This window comes from Streptomyces sp. AN091965 (assembly GCF_022698285.1).
Lineage (GTDB): Bacteria > Actinomycetota > Actinomycetes > Streptomycetales > Streptomycetaceae > Streptomyces.
Map to the genome: position 1 here is coordinate 9516498 of NZ_JALDMY010000001.1, position 16652 is coordinate 9533149.

The window sequence follows — 16652 nt, forward strand, 5'->3', positions numbered from 1 at the left end:
CCGACCGCCGTCACGGCCGCCCGGCCGCCGACACCTCCTCGCCCTCCGGCACCGGCCCCGGTGCCGTCCCGTCGCCGAACGGCCGCCCGCCGAGCTGCTCGCGGTGATGCGGCGTCAGCCACCCGCCGAGGTCCGGCCCGAGCGGCACGATGCCCGTCGGGTTGATGCCGGTGTGCACCTCGTAGTAGTGCCGCTTGATGTGGTCGAAGTCGACGGTGTCGCCGAAACCGGGGGTCTGGTACAGATCGCGGGCGTACGCCCACAGCACCGGGTCCTCGGACAGCTTCCAGCGGTTGCACTTGAAGTGACCGTGGTACACGGCGTCGAAGCGCACCAGGGTCGTGAACAGGCGGATGTCGGCTTCCGTGAGGGTGTCGCCGACCAGATAGCGGCGGTGCGCGAGCCGCCGCGAGGTCTCCTCCAGGCGGTGGAAGACGTCCCGGCACGCGGCCTCGTACTCGCTCTGGCTGGAGGCGAACCCCGCGCGGTACACGCCGTTGTTGACGTCGCGGTAGATGCCTTCCATGACGTCGTCGATCTCGTCCCGCAGCGGCTGCGGATACAGGTCGGGCGCGCCGGGCCGGTGCAGGTCCCGCCACTCCGTCGCGAGGTCGAGGGTCAGCTGCTGGTAGTCGTTCGTGACCAGCTTGCCGCTGTCCGTGTCCACCAGGGCGGGGACGCTCACGCCGCCCGGATAGCCGGTCTCCCGCGCGTCGTACGCCTCACTCAGATAGCGGATGCCGAGCACCGGGTCGCGGCCGCCGGGGTCCAGGGTGAAGCGCCAGCTCCGGTCGTCCTGGATGGGGTCGACGACCGCCAGGGACAGCGCGTCCTCCAGGCCGAGCAGGCGGCGGGAGACGAGCGCGCGGCTGGCCCACGGGCAGGCGAGGCTGACCACCAGGCGATAGCGCCCGGCTTCGACCGGCCAGCCGTCCCGGCCGTCCGCCGTGACCCGGTCGGCGAAGTGGCTCTTGGAGCGCTTGAAGGGCTTCTTGCCGTACGCGGCGTTGCTCTTCGCCGTGTCCGCGCCGCCGGTCGCCCCCTCGGTCCGGCCGCTGTCGTCGCCGGTCACCGTACGCTCTCCGCACGCGCGGGGGCCGGCAGGGGGGCGAGGTCGTAGATGCGGTTCAGCAGCGCCGCCTCGTTGCCCGCGAGGCCCGCCCGGCGCAGGGCCTCGTCGGCGTCCGCGATCGGCACGGCCAGGAGGGCCGTGGTCTGGGGTGTCACGGGATCGGACAGCGCGGCGCGCGCGGTGTGCAGCAGCCGCAAGCAGGCCTGGGCCGCAGCCAGTTCGGGATACGTCGTGCCGGTCATGTCGCTTGGCTCCTTAACCCGCGGGTCCACTGTGTGAAGGTGCAACCTCCACTCTTGCGCACGGGTCTGACAATTGCCCCTCAAGCACCCGGCGCGTACCCGTCCGACGGCCCGGGAACCCCTCTGCGGGTGAGGCGCAGCCGCAGCCCCCGGGGCATCAGCGTGAGGCGTTCGGTGACCCGTAGCCGGTAGTCGGGCTCCGGCAGCAGGTCGTAGCGGCGCAGCAGGAGCGCGAGCACCAGCGTCGCCTCGTGCAGCGCGAACTGACGACCGATGCAGGCACGCGCGCCCGTGCCGAAGGGCTTGAAGGCGTGCGCGGGCCGCGCACGCACGGCGGCGGGTGCGAACCGGTCCGGATCGAACTCCTCCGGGCGCGCTCCCCACACCTCCGGGTCCCGGTGCAGCATCGCCGCCAGGACGACCGCCCACGCGCCCCGGCGCATCGGATGCACACCACCGAGCACGGTGTCCTCGCGCGCCTCCCGCGAAAAGGCGGGCGCCGTCGGCCACAGCCGCAGCGACTCGTCGAGCACCCGGCGCACGTACCGCACCTTCGCCACCTGCTCGTACGCCGGTGACGTCGCGTCACCCCACACCTGGTCCACCTCGTCCCGCGCGCGGGCGAGCACTTCGGGGTGGCGCGCCAGATAGTGCAGGGCGAACGACAGGGCGCCGGACGTGGTCTCGTGCCCGGCCACCAGGAAGGTGATGACCTGCCGGCGGATGTTCTCGGCCGACAGGCGCTCGCCGCTCTCCGGGTGCGCGACCTCCAGCATCCGGTCCAGGAGATCCCCCTGGGCCCCCGAGGCGTCCGCCGCGCGGCGGGCCGCCACGACCTCGTCCACCGTCCGGTTCAAGTACGCCATGTCGGCGGCGTTGCGCCGCTCGGCGCCGCGCAGCAGTACGGGCGCGAGCACGGACGGCACCACGTTGCGGCGCTGGGCGTAGGAGAGGGTGCCGACCATGGCGGTCACGAAGGGGTGCGGCCGGGTGCGCTCGAAGGAGCCGAAGTCGTGCCCGAAGCCCGTGCGGGCGATCGTCTCCAGCGTCAGCTTGGTCATGTCGCCGGGCACGTCGACGGCCCGCCCGGCCGCCGCTTCGGCGTCCCAGCGGTCCATCAGCTGCCCGGCCACGTCCAGCATCAGGGGGTGGTAGCCCGCCATGGCCTCCCGGCTGAAGCCCGGGGCGAGGATGTCGTGCGCGAGCTGCCAGTTGGGTTCGTGGTTGTAGGCGGTGAACAGGCCGTCGCCCGCCATCGGCCGCAGATTGGCGACGCCGAGCCCGACGTGCTTGGCGAACCGCGCCTCGTCGGCGAGCTCGCCCGCGAGCCGCGCGCCCCACACGAACACGATCTCCTTGCCGAAGGCCTTGCGGCGGAAGATCGGCCCGAGGCCGGCGCCGATCCGCATCGAGTCCTGGACGGGCGTGCGCGGATCGATGCCGAGCACGTCCCCGAGCAGCGGCACGCGGCGCGGCGGATGCGGGATCCGGCGCAGCTGCGGCCAGCCGAGCTCGGCGCCACGGAACCCCTTGGGCAGCGCAGTGGCACCGCCCGGCTGCCGCGTCGTCTGCGCCACGACCACCATCTCCCTTGTCAACAGGCCGAGTTAGGCCTTCTTATACGTGGATTCAATAGGCGGGGCCAGTCTCCGCCCGCTGTTGAACCGACGTCAAGTAAGGTGCTCGTATGGCCGCGAACGCCCAGGAGCGCACCCGCCGCAGACTCAGCACGGAGGAGCGCAAGGAACAGCTGCTCACGGTGGGCGCGCGCCTCTTCGCGCGGAACCCTTATGACGAGGTCTGGATCGAGCAGGTCGCCGAGATCGCTGGTGTCTCGCGGGGCCTGCTCTACCACTACTTCCCGACCAAGCGGGACTTCTTCGCCGCCGTCGTGCAGCGGGAGAGCGCGCGCATGCTGAGCCTGACGGCGGCCGGGCCGGGCCTGCCGTTCCGGGAGCAGATCAGCTCCGGCCTCGATGTGTTCCTCGCGTACGTCGAGCAGCACGCCCAGGGCTTCCGGGCCTTCCACAGCGCGGAGGCGGCCGGGGACCCGGTGGTGCGCGAGGTCTACCGAGAGGGCCTCGCCGCCCAGGAGCGGCAGATCCTCGCGGCCCTCGCAGCCGACCCCGGGACCGCGCACCTGGGCGAGGACCTGCCCGCCGTACGCCTGGCCGTCCGTGGCTGGCTGGCCTTCATGGTGGCCGTGTGCCTGGAGTGGCTCGACACGCCCGACCGCGGGGAGTTGGGCCGCGACCAGGTGCGGGACCTGTGCGCGCGAGCGCTGCTCGGCGCGATCCTGCCCTGATCGGCGGCCCGTGATCCGGCGTCGGAATCCGGTGGCCGCGTGCCCTCAGGCCGCTATCGCCAGGGTCGGAGGCGGCGGGGGTGCGAGGGGGCGCAGCGGCGGTACCACGCGTCCGTCCGGCAGGATCTCACCGGTGTCGTCGAAGACGATCGTGCCGTTGCACAGCAGGCTCCAGCCCTGTTCGGGGTGGGCGCTGACGACCAGCGCGGCGTCCCGGTCGGAACCCTGCGCTGACGGGCACGGCGGCTGATGGGCACACATGGCACACCTCCGGGTCGCTGTACGTCGGTGCCGCTTGGAGTGGCACCCTCTAGTACGTGTAATGACTCCTGCTCGCTCACGGATTCATCGCTCCGGGGGCTTACTAGGGCATGTTGAGTCACGCGGGCAGAAAGCCCGTCCCGAAGTGCTCCAGCAGTGCGCGCCGTGCGCCCTCCGTGTCGTCGCCGAGGCGCTCGGCGACCCACAGGAAGAAGTCGTCGGCGACCGTGTCGATCCAGTCCTCCGCGGGGTCGGCGGGACCCGGATCCGGTGCCGGGTACCGCAGTTCGAGCTCCGGCCCGCGCGGCCCGAAGACCGTGAACAGACGGTGCCCGTCCGCCTCGCACGCCTGCCGTACGGTCACCGTGGCGCAGTCCCAGCGCCGGGGCCCGTACTGCAGCCACAGGACCGCCGGGTCGGGGCCCTCGGCGTACAGGGCGGCGGCGACGGGCAGTTCACCCGCGCCGCCGGACCCGCCGTCGAGGTGGAGGAACCCGTGGCAGCGCCCGGACGCGGGCGCGAGCAGCCCCGTGGCCCGGGCCAGCGCCCACACCCGGCCGTGCTGGTCGTAGTCCTGGAGCACCACGGGGTCGCTCGCCGCTCTGGGAGACATCGGGGGCCTTTCCGGGTGGGGCAGCAGTGCAGGGCGATGCGGACGTTACGGCGACACGTGCGGGTTGCCGGGGCACGGCGGCTGCGCGTCCGGGTGACGTGCTCCTGGTCACGTGCCCGCACCGGCTCTCCTCCATGAGAAGGGAAGCCGCCGTCGCGAGGGTGCGGTACAGGCCAGGTAGCCCGCCGCCGCGAGGAGTTCGCAGCCCGCTGCCACGAGCAGGGCGCCGGGCAGGGACCAGGTGGCGAGCGGCCCGCCGAGCCCCGCGCCGAGCGCGTAGCCGGTGATCTTCAGGCTGGCGCCGGTGGTGAAGATCTGGCCGCGCAGCCGCTGCGGCGCCTCGCGGTGCCGGACCGCGAACAGGGCCGTGAGCTGGGGGCCTTCGGCGACTCCCGCGATGACCATCGCGGCGACGAGCGGCACCGGCGCGCCCGTCGCGGCGAGCGCGAACGCGGCAGCGAGCACCAGCGTGCTCACCAGCACGGTGACATCGGGCCGCAGCAGCCGCGGCCGCTTGGCCAGCAGGGCGTTGGCGGCGAGCGACGCCGCGGCCAGGACGGTCAGCAGGACCGTACCGGAGTGCGACGATCCGAACGCCTCGGCGCCGAGCAGGGGAGTGCAGACGACGAGCGTGCCGACGCCGACGTACGACACGACGGACGTCAGCGTCGCGCGGGCGAGCGGCCGGGTGCTGCCGAGGGCGACGAACCCGGAGACCAGGTCGGCGACGATCGACGTCGTGCCGCTGCCCCCGGATGCCGGGGCGCGGCCGGGCAGGCTCCATGCCGCGGGCAGCGCCAGCAGGATCAGCGCGAAGGATACGGCGACGCCCGCCGGGGCCCCGGCCAGCAGGGCCACGAGACCCGCCAGGGCCGGTCCGGTCAGAGCGGCGAAGTTGTAGGTGAGCGCGTCGAGGGCGGTGGCGCGCGGCAGGCCGTCCGGGGCGGCCACGCAGGGCAGTTGGGCGGTCCAGCCACCGGCGAGCGCCGGCCCGAGCAGCCCGCCGAGCACGGCGGTGGCCACCACGACGGGCAGGGGGAGCCGCCCCAGGCTCACCAGGATGACGAGCAGCGTCGCCGCGTACGCGCCGAGGGCACCCGCGAGCAGCCGTCCCGGCCGTGTCGCCCGGTCCAGCATGGCCCCGATGACCGGCCCGCCCACCGCCGCCGACAACGTGATCCCGGCCAGCAGCGCGGACGCGCTGGAAGCCGACCCGGTCACGGCGAGTCCGACGAGCAGCAGGGCGGGCCCCGACATCTCGTCACCGGTACGGGCCGCCGTGGCGCCCGCCAAGTAGAAGGCAAGCTTGTAACGCCTGATCATGGTGAGCACGTTATGCAGTAACGCAATTCGTATGGAAGAGCGTTACATTCCAAGGGGTGGATCCCTCAGTGAACGGCACGGACGGTATGGACGGTATGGACGGCGGAGGCGACATGGACAACGCGGACGGCGACTGGTCGACCCGGCACTCCGTGTTCCGCACGGCCCGGCGCGCCGCCGCGCTCGTCAACGCCCTCGGCGGCACGGCACCGGACACGCCGACGGAGGCGGAGGTGGCGGCGGTCGAGGCGGTGCTGCGCGAGTACGGAGAGAGCGACCCGCTCGGCCTGTCCGCCGAGGACGTGCGGGCGATGCGTATCGCCGCCGCGTCCCTGCACGACGTCTTCGCCGCACCCGACGTCGACACCGCCGCGCACCGCCTGAACCGGATCCTCGCCGAGAGCTGCGGCCCGGTCCGCCTCACCGCGCACGGCGGCGGATCGCCGTGGCACCCGCACCTGGACAGCGACGACGAGGCACCCTGGGCGGAGTGGCTCCTCGCCTCGTCCTGCATGGCCCTTACCGTGCTCGTGTGGGACCGCCAGCGCCCGCCGGGCGGCGTGTGCGCGTCGCCGCGCTGCACGCGGGTGTACGTCGCGATCGGCGGCGGCGCGGCCCGCCGATACTGCTCGCGCCGGTGCGCCACGCGGGAGCGTGTGGCGAGCCACCGCCGGGCGAGGGAGGCAGGCGCTGTGTGAGGCCCCCTGGGGGTGCGTGGCCCTGCCGGTCGGCCGGGACTAACCCCCGTACCCCGCGAAGTCGTTCCAGCCCGGCGCCTGCGTGATCTGCTCCCACGTCGGCCGCGCGGCTCCCGTCCGCTCCCGTACGAGATCGCCGGGCAGGCTGAACAGCGGGGCCTTGTGCGGCTTGACGAGGGCCTGGGCGACGATCGCGTCGCGGAGGGCCGCGGCCGTGTGCAGGCGGGGGAGCGCGGCGTGCACCCGGTCCGCGTACCCCGGCGGCAGATCACCGGCGCTGCCCGCGACGTCCAGCCGGGCCCCGGCGCTCACCAGGGCGATCTCGGGACGCTTGCGGGAGGCGATGCCCTCGGAGGTGTGCAGGGCGATCGCGTCCCACACGATGTCCACCCGCTCCGGCGACACCCCCTGCCCGGTGAGGAACTCGGCGGCCAGGTCCGCGCCGTCGACCTCGAACCGCTGCTCGCCGTCGCCCTCCTCGGTGAGGCCGAGGTCATGGAGCATGCACCCGAGGAAGAGCAGCTCGTCGTCGTAGTCGCGTCCGGGGACCACCCCGCGCCGCTCGCCGGCGCAGCGGCCGTACAGATAGGTGCGGATGCTGTGGTGGAACATCACCGGCGACTCGATGCCCCGTGTGTACCGCAGTGCCTCTCGCGCCAACTCGCTCTCGGGAAGGCCGAATTCCGCGAACTCCTTGCCGGAGCTGTCACCCGAAAGGCGCTCTGTCGCTGCCTGCGTGCTCTGCCGTGTCGTCATGCCGGAAATTCTTCAACGGCCCGAAGGCGTCAGCAATGACGAGAAGCCCACCTATCCAGCCATGGGTGCTAGGCCTTTGCGGAGGACACGCCTCCGTAGCGGGCGGCCACCGCGGTCGCGCGGTCGCGCAGGGCGGTGCGCAACGGCTGCGGGGCCAAGGCTTCCGCGTCCATGCCGAGCTGCCACAGGGCCCATTCGGCGTGGCGGGAGTCCTGGAAGGTCACTTCGAGGCGCAGCCAGTCGTCCGCGTCGGGCTCTTCCGCGCGGACGGCCAGCGCGGTGTCCAGGAGCTCCTCCCGCCGCGCCGGGTTCACCCGGACAAGGACGGTGAGGTGCTCGCCGCCGGAGAGGAACCGCGCGGACCGCTCCCGCCAGATCCGGTCCAGGTCGACCCGGCTCGGCCGCTGTGCCGGTTCGGGGAGTTCCTCGGCGGCCAGGACCCGCGCGAGGCGGTAGGTGCGGTCCGCTCCGGCTCTCGTGGCCAGCAGATAGGCCCGGTCGCGCACGGTGACCAGGCCGATCGGGTCCACCGTGCGCCATCGCGGCGGCCGGCCCGTGGCCGCGTAGTGGATGCGCAGCTTGTGCCCGGCGAGCACCGCGCGCCGGACCTCGGCCATCGCGGTGCCGGGGACCTCCTCGGTGACGAGCCTGCGGGAGAGCAGATCGGTCTCCGGGTCCACGAGGAATCGCTGGGCCGCGTCCCCGGCGGAGTCCCGGTGGCTTTCGGGCAGCGCGTCCACCACCTTCCGCATGGCCGAAGCGAGCGCGGAGCCGAGGCCGAACACCTGCTCGCCGCGGACCGATCCGGCGGTCAGCAGGGCGAGGGCCTCGTCGTGGTTCAGTCCGGTGAGCTCGGTCCGGAAGCTCGGCAGCAGCGCGAAGCCGCCGTGCCTGCCGCGCTCGGCGTAGACCGGGACGCCCGCCGCGGACAGCGCCTCGATGTCGCGCAGCACGGTCCGGGTGGACACCTCCAGCTCCCGGGCCAGCGTGGTCGCGGTCATCCTCCCGTGCCGACGCAGCAGGAGCACCAGGGAGACCAGCCGATCGGCACGCATGCGCGCACTCTAATTCCATACGTGACCAAGGGTGTCGTGATTTGTTGGCAGGCTCGTGGACACGAAGCGACGCGACGTCCCGGTCGGCGGTGGCCGAGCCGATGGACGTACGTACTCCCTGTGAATCGAATGGAGCAGATGTGACGCTGCAGCGCACGGCGGTCAATCCGGTGACGTGGTCGGTGGGGATGGGGTTCAACCAGGGAGAGGTCGTCTCCGGGCACACCCGGACCCTGTACGTCTCGGGGCAGACCGCGATGAACGGGGACGGCAAGCCCCAGCACGACGGGGACATGGCGGCGCAGCTGGCGCTGAGCATCGACAACGTGGAGGCCGTGCTCGGCGAGGCCGGCATGGCGCTGCCGAACCTGGTTCGGCTCAACGTCCACACGACGGACGTCGACCTGCTGCTCCAGCACTACGGCGTCCTGGCGGCCCGCCTTGGTGCCGCCGGGGTGGCGCCTGCGACCACGATGCTCGGAGTGACGCGGCTGGCCGTTCCCGGCCAGCTGGTCGAGCTGGAGGGAACCGCCGTCGCGTGAACGACAGAGCCCACTCGCGCACGGCCGGGCGCGGGTGGGCTCTGGGGGGGTGTGGTTCACGGTCCACTGCCGAGGGATTACACCAATTCGGGCTGCGGCTTCGCCTGGAGGGAGCGCGCGGGCTGGGGATCCGAGCGTTTGGTGGTCCGTATGTATCCGTAGATCACGGAGGACATCGCGAGAATGAGGAGCGGTCCGAAGAGCCACGGGTATGTGGCCATTTCCACGGCCAAGTACCGATAGGACACCAAGAGCGCGGCGAACACCGCAGCGCCATGGGCGACGAGCTGGATTGCGGACCGGTCCCAGCCGAGAGCGAAGGAGCGCACGGCCACCTCGACCGTGAGCGCGAACACCACACCGGCGATGAGGTCCACGCCGTAGTGGTACCCGAAGCCCAGCGTCGCCGTGAGGGTGGCGACGAGCCAGAAGGTGCCCGCGTAGCGCAGCGCCCGCGGCCCCTTGCGGGAATGGATGAAGATGATCGTGGCCCACGCGGTGTGCAGGCTCGGCATGCAGTTGCGCGGGGTGATCTCGTCGTACGTCATGGGGCCCGGCGTGGTGCCGGGGAGGGTGTCCGGCCAGATGTTGGCCACCGCCCAGTGCTCGCCGCCGGTGCCGAAGGCGCCCGTGCCGTAGGCGAAGATCGGCCCGACCACCGGGAAGATCATGTAGATGCTCGGCCCGAGGAGGCCGATCACCAGGAACGTGCGCACCAGGTGGTGGCGCGGGAAGCGGCGCTCGGCCGCCACGTTCCGCAGCTGGTACGCCGCGACGACCACCGCGGCCACCGCCAGCTGGACGTACACGAAGTCCAGGAAGTGCTCGCCGAACGGCCCCGTGGCTCTGATGACGCGGCCCACCAGCCACGACGGATTGCCCAGCGCGTGGTCGGCGGTCGCCAGGTACTGGTCGAGGACCGTCGGCCGGGTCTTCGACGTGATGAGCAGCCAGGCGTCACCGGTCTTGCGGCCCGCCACGAGGAGCAGGCCGAGGCCGACGCCCTTCAGCAGCAGCATGCGCTCCTTGCCGGTGCGGCGCGTGACCGCGAAGACCGCGTAGCCGAGAACCACCCACAGCGCGCCGTTGCCGAAAGTCAGCTTCTCGCCGAGTGCCCATCGCACCAGAAAGAAGGGAATGTCGATCGCGACCGCGATGCCGAGCGCGACAAACCTTTCCCGCCAGGTGAGCACCACCATCATCAAGGCCATTCCGGCATACAGCAGGGGCCCCGACGCGGGCGGATATATCACCTCTTGCACCTGATTGGTGAGAGGCCCCGGAAGGCCGTAGCGGCGCGCGGTGATTTCAAGGGCGATGAGGAAGCCGAGGGTCACCACGCCCGCGGCGGTCCACAGGATCACCCGTGGTTGACGCCACGCGGCGAAAGAAATTCTGCAGTTAATTCGCGAGATCAACCGCGATACCATGGATATCAATTGTTTGGCCGATTTGGTAGATGTTGACTAAACGGTTCGCTCTTTGTGCCGCGTGGCACGGGTTTCCGGTTGGGGCGGGCAGCGGGTGGTCGTGAGTCCGATCATGCTATCGGAGTGACGTGGGTGGGTTTCCCTGGTCACGGGCTGTAAGAAGGTAAGTCGATCCTGTGCTCGAAAGTCCAGTGCCTAACGGTGATCGTGAAACTCTCGACACCCCCGGGGCATCGAGAGCACCACGCGTCAGCCGGGCCCGTCCGGATCTCAGTCCCCGGGCCCCTCGATCCGGGCGAACAGGGGCCGCGCCGCCGGGACGCGGCCGTCGGTCTCGGCCAGCTGCGCCGCGACGCGGGCCGCCGACTCCGGTACGAAGGGGGCGAGCTGATCGGACAGCGTGCGACAGGCGTGCAGCAGGGCGGCGAGAACCGCGTCGAGACGGTCGCCCGCGAGGCGGTCCCCGGCGCGCTCGGCCTTGGCCAGCTCCCAGGGGCGCGTCGCGTCGACGCAGCGGTTGGCCTCCTCCACGATCCGCCACACCGCGCCCGTCGCCCGCCGGAAGTCGAAGTCCGCCAGGGCCGCGTCGACCTCGTCCTGGACGCGGCGACAGGCCGCGTCGAGCCGCTCGGTGCCCGCGACGGCGCCCCGCGCGGGGGCGACGCGGCCGTCGCGGAAGCGGTGGGCCATCGTCACGACCCGGTTGACGAGGTTCCCGAGGCCCCCGGCGAAGTCGGCGTCGGCCCGCGCGACGAGCCGCTCCCGGGTGAAGTCCGCGTCCCCGACCCGCGGCACGTCCCGCAGCAGCCACCAGCGCACCGCGTCCGTGCCGTAGGCCGCGGCCAGCTCCGCCGGGTCGACGGTCGTGCCGCTGGACTTGCTGATCTTGCGGCCGTCGACGGTGAGGTAGTCGTGGACGAGGACGTCCGTGGGCAGCGGAAGCCCCGCCGACAGGAGCATGGCCGGCCAGTAGACGGCGTGGAAGCGCACGACGCCCTTGCCCACGAGGTGGACACGGCGGGTGCTCCGTTCCCACCAGCGGGTGTACGCGGGATCGTCGGTGCCGTGGCCGAGGCTGGTGACGTAGTTGCCGAGGGCGTCCCACCAGACGTACACGACCTGGCTCGGGTCGTCCGGGACGGGGATGCCCCAGCCCCGGGCGCGCGTGTGCGAGCGGGAGACCGAGAAGTCGTGGAGGCCGCCGTCGATGAGGGCGAGCACCTCGTTGCGGCGCGCGGCGGGTTCGACGCGCAGCTCGCCGGAGGAGATCAGCGCGCGCAGCCGGTCCGCGTACCGGGAAAGACGGAAGAACCAGTTCTCCTCCGCGACGAGCTGCGGCTCGGTGCCGTGCTCGGCGCAGCGCCCTTCGACGAGTTCGGCCGGGGTGTAGAACTGCTCGCAGCCGACGCAGTACAGGCCCTCGTAGTGCTTGCGGTACAGATCCCCGGAGGCCGCGCACCGGCGCCACAGGTGCTCCACGCCCACGCGGTGGCGCGGGTCGCGGCTGGTGCGGATGAAGTCGTCGAAGGACAGGGCGAGCGGTTCGCGCAGCGCCTCGAAGGCCTCCGCGTTGCGGTCGACGAAGTCCTGCACGGGCAGGCCCTCGGCCTCGGCGGCCAGGACGTTCTTCAGGGAGTTGTCGTCCGTCCCGGTCAGGAGCCGGACCTCGTCGCCCCGATGGCGCCGGTGGCGGGCGAGGACGTCCGCCTGGACCAGTTCGAGGGCGAAGCCCAGGTGCGGGCGGGCGTTGACGTAGGGGATCGTCGTCGTGACGTACGTACGGGGTGTGGTCATCGGAACCTCCAGTGGAGAGGCGGGGCTCCGAAGCCGCTCGGAAACGGAACGAGGCCCCGACTCGGGGCCTCGGAAACGCGAACGTCCGGTATCAGCAGCCCCGTTGCGGGGGCATCATGGCGAAGAGGTACTCGGACGTGATCATGGTGGGGATGCTAGCAGCCGCCGTGGTGCGGGGGCGGGGATTTTCCGGCGGGGTGGGGAGCGGCTCGGCGGTGGGCGCGTGACGGTCTCCGGGGGTGTGCGGGCGCGCGGGGCGGACCACGGCGTCGTGTACCTGCCAGACCGCAGGCCGCGTCCCTGCTGGACTGAGGTTCGAGATCAGCCCCTCACCAGGACGGACCCATGCCTTCCGCCATCGCCGCCGCAGCCCTGCCCGCCCCTGACGGACCCACCGCGGCCGACCGGCCTCCGCTGGTGCGCTGGCTGGCCGTCGCCACTGTCACGCTGGGGATCTTCACCATCGTGACGGTGGAGATCCTGCCGATCGGCCTGCTTCCCGCCATCGGCCGCGACTTCCGGGTCACGGACGGCACGGCCGGGCTGATGATGACCATGCCCGGCCTGCTGGCGGCGCTGTCCGCGCCCGTCGTGACCATGGCGACCGGGCGCGTGGACCGGCGCACGATGCTCGGCGCGTTCATGCTGCTGCTCGCCGGGGCGAGCGCCCTCGCGGCGGCCGCGCCCGTCTACTGGCTCGTGCTCGTCTCCCGCGTCGCCGTGGGCGTCACCATCGGCGGCTTCTGGTCGATCGCGGCCGGTCTGGCCGAACGCCTCGTGCCCCGGGAGTCGGTGGGGCGGGCCAAGGCGGTCATCTTCTCGGCCGTCCCCCTGGGTTCGGTCCTCGGCGTCCCCCTCGGCACCTACATCGGGGACGTGGCCGGATGGCGGACCGCCTTCGCCGCCATGGCGGTCCTGACCGTGGCCGTGTGGCTGGCGATGCTGGTGCTGCTGCCCGCGCTGCCGCCCGCCGAACCCGTCCACCCGAGGATCCTGCGCGGGCTGTTGCGGCGCTCCGGCACCCGGCTGGCGCTGCTCATGACGTTCCTCGTCGTACTCGCGCATTTCGGCGCCTATACGTACGTAGCGCCCTTCCTGGGCGAGGTGACGCGGGTGAGCCCGGGTCTGGTGACCCTGTTCCTGCTGGCGTACGGCGCGGCCGGGGTCGTCGGGAACTTCGTGGGCGGGGCGGTGGCGGCGCGTCGGCCGCGTGCCGCGTTCGCCGTCGCGGCGGGGCTGATCGCCCTGGCCACGCTGACTCTTCCGGTCGCCGGGCGATGGGCGGGCGGCGCGGTCGTGCTGCTCGTCGTGTGGGGCGTGGCGTACGGTGCCGTGCCGGTGTGCTCGCAGACCTGGTTCGCCGTCGCGGCGCCCGGGGCGCCGGAGGCGGCCTCGGTCCTCTTCACCGCTTCCTTCCAGGCGACCTTCTCGCTGGGCGCGCTGGCGGGCGGCGCCGTGGTGGACCGGGCGTCGGCGGCCGCGGTGATGGTCTGCGGGGGTGCGGTCGCCGCTGCGGCGGTGCTGCTCGCATGGGGCGCGGGCCGGGTGAGCGGCCCGGCGCCCACCGTGGCCGGTGAGCGCCGGGACCGGTGACGGCAGGGGTCAGACCGCAGCCGCGAGCGCCTCGAACTGGGCGTCGGTCAGGGTGATCCCGGCGGCCGCCGTGTTCTGCTCCAGGTGCGCCACCCGGGACGTGCCCGGAATGGGGAGCATCACAGGGGAGCGGCGCAGCAGCCAGGCGAGGGCGAGCTGCGAGGGGGCGGCGCCGTGCTCCTTCGCGGCGGCGTCGAGCGGGCCGCCCGGGCGGGCGAGCTCGCCGGTGGCCATCGGGTACCACGGGATGAACGCGATGTTCTCGCGCTCGGCGTACTCCAGGACGTCCTCGGACGCGCGGTCGGCCAGGTTGTACTTGTTCTGCACGGAGGCGATCTCCGCGATCTCCCGGGCCGCCGCGAACTGCTCGACGGTCACCTCGGACAGGCCGATGTGGCGGATCTTGCCTTCCTGCTGGAGCAGGGCGAGCTCGCCGACCTGGTCGGCGAGCGGCACCTGCGGGTCGATGCGGTGCAGCTGGAGCAGGTCGATGCGCTCCACGCCGAGGTGGCGCAGGCTCAGCTCGGCCTGCTGGCGCAGGTACTCGGGGCGCCCCACCGCGTGCCAGGCGCCCGGGCCCGAGCGGGTGAAACCGGCCTTGGTCGCGATGACCAGGTCGTCGGCGTACGGGTGCAGCGCCTCCTTGATGAGGACCTCGTTGACGAAGGGGCCGTAGGAGTCGGCGGTGTCGATGAAGGTCACACCGAGCTCGACGGCGCGGCGCAGCACGCGTACGGCTTCGTCACGGTCCTCGGGCTCGCCCCAGACACCGGGCCCGGTCAGCTGCATGGCGCCGTAGCCGAGGCGGTGGACGGGCAGGTCGCCGCCGAGGGCGAACGTGCCCGAGGCGGCGGCGGGGCGCGGGGTGTTCGGGGTGCTCATGGGGGCGGTCCTTTCACAGCGTACGGATCGCGACATGGGGATCACAACGTACGAACGACACGGCATGGGTGACACGAGGTGTGTAACACCGAACCTATGCGCAAGAAGGGGTGAAGAGCGGCTTCGGCCGGGCACCGGCAGCCCGTCGGCCGGAGCCCGGCCACCGCTCCTCACGTGCTGGTGGGGCGTCACGTCGGACAGGACACCCCTGGCCCGGGGCCCGCGGGCCGGGGCCTCAGCCGTCCAGGTGCCTCAGGAGCTCGGCGGCCACCGCGGCGGAGGACGCCGGGTTCTGACCGGTGATCAGATTGCGGTCGACGACCACGTACGGGGCCCACGGCTCGCCCTCCTCGAAGGCGGCGCCCGCCTCGACGAGGCGGTCCTGGAGCAGCCACGCCGCCCTGTCCGCCAGACCGGCCTGGGCCTCCTCGGCGTTGGTGAAGCCGGTGAGGCGGTAGCCCGCGAAGGCGTTGGTGCCGTCGGCGGTGGTGGCGGCGAGCAGCGCCGCCGAGGCGTGGCACACGGTGGCGAGCGGTGTGCCCGACTCCAGCGCGCGGGCGAGCAGCCTGCCGGAGGCGGCGTGGACCGCCAGGTCCTCCATGGGGCCGTGGCCGCCCGGGTAGAAGACAGCGGCGTAGGCGTCCGGGTCCACGTCCTCCAGCGGGACGGGGGAGCGGAGTTCGGTGAACGCGGCGAGCGCGGCGGCGGTGTCGGCGGCGCCCTGCTCGCCGCCGTTCACCTCCGGCGCGAGGCTCGCCCGGTCCACGGGAGGTACGACACCGCCCGGCGTGGCCACCACGATCTCGTGGCCCGCGGCCTTGAGGGCCGCGTAGGGCGCCACCGCCTCCTCGGCCCAGAAGCCCGTCGGGTGCGGGGTGCCGTCGGCGAGGGTCCAGTGAGCGGCGCCGGTCATCACGAAAAGAATCTTCGACATGCCCCGAAGGTAGGCCGCTCTGTCCATAGGGAGCCAATAGGAAAGCCAGTCGCAGCCATAGGACATTCAATGGCTGGAAGGGAATATCCGACGCGGGGCGACGACAGGTCCGAGCCCCGGTTCATCCTCCGTTCACCAGGGAAATAGACCGGCCGGCCCGGGGGTTGGAGGCACACGTGCGTCGACGGCAACGGGCCGTGACGCGTTCTTGCCTGGAGGACCTCATGAAGATCGGCATCATCGGCGCGGGCAACATCGGCGGGAACCTCACCCGCCGTCTGACCGCGCTCGGCCACGACGTGTCCGTGGCGAACTCCCGCGGCCCGCACACGCTCACCGCCCTCGCCGAGGAAACCGGGGCCACGCCCGTGCCGGTGGCCGAGGCGGCGCGCGGCGCCGAGGTCGTCGTCGTGACGATCCCGCTCAAGAACATCCCCGACCTGCCGTCCGGTCTGTTCGACGGGGCCGCCGACGGATTCGTCGTGATCGACACCGGCAACTACTACCCGAAGGAGCGCGACGGCAAGATCGAGGCCATCGAGAACGGCCTGCCCGAGAGCCGCTGGACCGAGCAGCACATCGGCCACCCGGTCATCAAGGCGTTCAACGGCACCTACGCCCAGGACATCCTCGACCAGCCCCTGCCCGCGGGCGACCCCGACCGCCTGGCCCTGCCCGTGGCCGGTGACGACGAGGCGGCGAAGCGCACCGCCCGCGACCTCATCGACGCCCTCGGCTTCGACACCGTCGACGCGGGCGGCATCGACGACTCCTGGCGCCAGCAGCCCGACACCCCCGTCTACGGCCTGCGAGCGGGCACGGCGGAGGTCACCAAGGCCCTGGCGACGGCGAGCCCGGAACGGCCCGAGACCTTCCGGGCGTAGACCGCGGCCGCCAGGTTCGACGTCCTCTGCCCGTCCCCTGATCGCCCCCTGATGCCCCATGCGTAGATTGGCACGATGACGGAGGGGACGAACGGCCCGGCGGTCTCACCGCCGGGCGAGCGGCAACAGCGGTCGGAGCGGGACGCGCGAAGGGGACGCGGCGGCAGCAGGGGGCGGCACGCCGCGCCGAAGCGCGGCGCCGAACCGGGGAGACGCGGCGCCAAGGCGAGGAAGGGCGCTGCCCGGCCCGGAAAGGGCGGCGGCCTGG

At 72.5% G+C, this 16652-nt stretch carries 17 protein-coding genes; 5 read left to right on the forward strand and 12 right to left on the reverse strand.

The genetic code is table 11. The features are described 5' to 3' along the window. Positions 1 to 10: 10 nt before the first annotated feature. The 3 genes from MQV74_RS39290 to MQV74_RS39300 all read right to left on the reverse strand — a co-directional run bounded on the left by MQV74_RS39290 (position 11) and on the right by MQV74_RS39300 (position 2900). Positions 11 to 1072: a glutathione S-transferase family protein gene (locus tag MQV74_RS39290; protein ID WP_242728283.1), complete on the reverse strand. Its 1062-nt coding sequence runs from the start codon at positions 1070 to 1072 to the stop codon at positions 11 to 13. Then, positions 1069 to 1314 (reverse strand): hypothetical protein, encoded by a 246-nt coding sequence (locus MQV74_RS39295; protein ID WP_242728284.1) that lies wholly within the window; start codon positions 1312 to 1314, stop codon positions 1069 to 1071. Before MQV74_RS39295 ends, MQV74_RS39290 begins: the two co-directional genes overlap by 4 nt. Before the next feature lie 80 nt (positions 1315 to 1394). Beyond that, on the reverse strand, positions 1395 to 2900 hold the full coding sequence (locus tag MQV74_RS39300) for a cytochrome P450 (protein ID WP_242729381.1): 1506 nt from the start codon (positions 2898 to 2900) through the stop codon (positions 1395 to 1397). 101 nt (positions 2901 to 3001) lie between these two features. Here MQV74_RS39300 and MQV74_RS39305 point away from each other — a divergent pair, with 101 nt between their 5' ends. Beyond that, a complete protein-coding gene (locus tag MQV74_RS39305; protein ID WP_242728285.1) occupies positions 3002 to 3619 on the forward strand; it encodes a TetR/AcrR family transcriptional regulator in 618 nt (205 codons plus the stop codon). A 45-nt stretch (positions 3620 to 3664) separates the two neighbouring features. Here MQV74_RS39305 and MQV74_RS39310 read toward each other — a convergent pair whose 3' ends face one another. From MQV74_RS39310 to MQV74_RS39320, 3 genes are all read right to left on the reverse strand, one after another. Next, positions 3665 to 3880 (reverse strand): DUF5999 family protein, encoded by a 216-nt coding sequence (locus tag MQV74_RS39310; protein WP_172382540.1) that lies wholly within the window; start codon positions 3878 to 3880, stop codon positions 3665 to 3667. A gap of 118 nt (positions 3881 to 3998) precedes the next feature. Next, positions 3999 to 4493, reverse strand: a complete 495-nt coding sequence (locus MQV74_RS39315; RefSeq protein ID WP_242728286.1) for a hypothetical protein — start codon at positions 4491 to 4493, stop codon at positions 3999 to 4001. Positions 4494 to 4601: 108 nt separating this feature from the next. Beyond that, positions 4602 to 5816 (reverse strand): MFS transporter, encoded by a 1215-nt coding sequence (locus MQV74_RS39320; RefSeq protein ID WP_242728287.1) that lies wholly within the window; start codon positions 5814 to 5816, stop codon positions 4602 to 4604. A 113-nt stretch (positions 5817 to 5929) separates the two neighbouring features. On the opposite strand from MQV74_RS39320, the gene MQV74_RS39325 reads away from it, so the two are divergent. Further along, a complete protein-coding gene (locus tag MQV74_RS39325) occupies positions 5930 to 6514 on the forward strand; it encodes a CGNR zinc finger domain-containing protein (RefSeq protein ID WP_242729382.1) in 585 nt (194 codons plus the stop codon). A 39-nt stretch (positions 6515 to 6553) separates the two neighbouring features. Here MQV74_RS39325 and MQV74_RS39330 read toward each other — a convergent pair whose 3' ends face one another. Both MQV74_RS39330 and MQV74_RS39335 read right to left on the reverse strand, forming a co-directional pair. Further along, complete coding sequence (locus MQV74_RS39330; RefSeq protein WP_242728288.1) at positions 6554 to 7270, reverse strand: HD domain-containing protein; 717 nt, start codon at positions 7268 to 7270, stop codon at positions 6554 to 6556. Between the two features lie 68 nt (positions 7271 to 7338). After that, complete coding sequence (locus MQV74_RS39335) at positions 7339 to 8325, reverse strand: helix-turn-helix transcriptional regulator (protein WP_242728289.1); 987 nt, start codon at positions 8323 to 8325, stop codon at positions 7339 to 7341. A 146-nt stretch (positions 8326 to 8471) separates the two neighbouring features. Here MQV74_RS39335 and MQV74_RS39340 point away from each other — a divergent pair, with 146 nt between their 5' ends. Next, positions 8472 to 8867 carry a RidA family protein gene (locus MQV74_RS39340; protein ID WP_242729383.1) on the forward strand — a complete coding sequence of 132 codons (396 nt, stop codon included), beginning with the start codon at positions 8472 to 8474 and terminating at the stop codon, positions 8865 to 8867. Positions 8868 to 8944: 77 nt separating this feature from the next. On the opposite strand, the gene MQV74_RS39345 is transcribed toward MQV74_RS39340, so the two are convergent. Together MQV74_RS39345 and MQV74_RS39350 are read right to left on the reverse strand one after the other, a co-directional pair. After that, positions 8945 to 10297, reverse strand: coding sequence for a phosphatase PAP2 family protein (locus MQV74_RS39345; protein ID WP_242728290.1), 1353 nt, complete (start codon positions 10295 to 10297; stop codon positions 8945 to 8947). A gap of 270 nt (positions 10298 to 10567) precedes the next feature. Continuing rightward, positions 10568 to 12091: a methionine--tRNA ligase gene (locus tag MQV74_RS39350; RefSeq protein ID WP_242728291.1), complete on the reverse strand. Its 1524-nt coding sequence runs from the start codon at positions 12089 to 12091 to the stop codon at positions 10568 to 10570. Positions 12092 to 12436: 345 nt separating this feature from the next. Between MQV74_RS39350 and MQV74_RS39355 the strand changes: the two genes are divergently transcribed. Next, a complete protein-coding gene (locus MQV74_RS39355) occupies positions 12437 to 13684 on the forward strand; it encodes an MFS transporter (protein ID WP_242728292.1) in 1248 nt (415 codons plus the stop codon). A gap of 9 nt (positions 13685 to 13693) precedes the next feature. Here the strand turns inward: MQV74_RS39355 and MQV74_RS39360 are convergent, their stop codons facing one another. After that, positions 13694 to 14566: an aldo/keto reductase gene (locus MQV74_RS39360; RefSeq protein ID WP_242728293.1), complete on the reverse strand. Its 873-nt coding sequence runs from the start codon at positions 14564 to 14566 to the stop codon at positions 13694 to 13696. 235 nt (positions 14567 to 14801) lie between these two features. Further along, positions 14802 to 15500 (reverse strand): type 1 glutamine amidotransferase domain-containing protein, encoded by a 699-nt coding sequence (locus MQV74_RS39365; protein WP_242728294.1) that lies wholly within the window; start codon positions 15498 to 15500, stop codon positions 14802 to 14804. A gap of 224 nt (positions 15501 to 15724) precedes the next feature. Between MQV74_RS39365 and MQV74_RS39370 the strand changes: the two genes are divergently transcribed. Beyond that, entirely contained in the window at positions 15725 to 16384 is a 660-nt protein-coding gene (locus MQV74_RS39370; RefSeq protein WP_242728295.1) for an NADPH-dependent F420 reductase, read from the forward strand. The last annotated feature ends 268 nt before the right edge of the window (positions 16385 to 16652 follow it).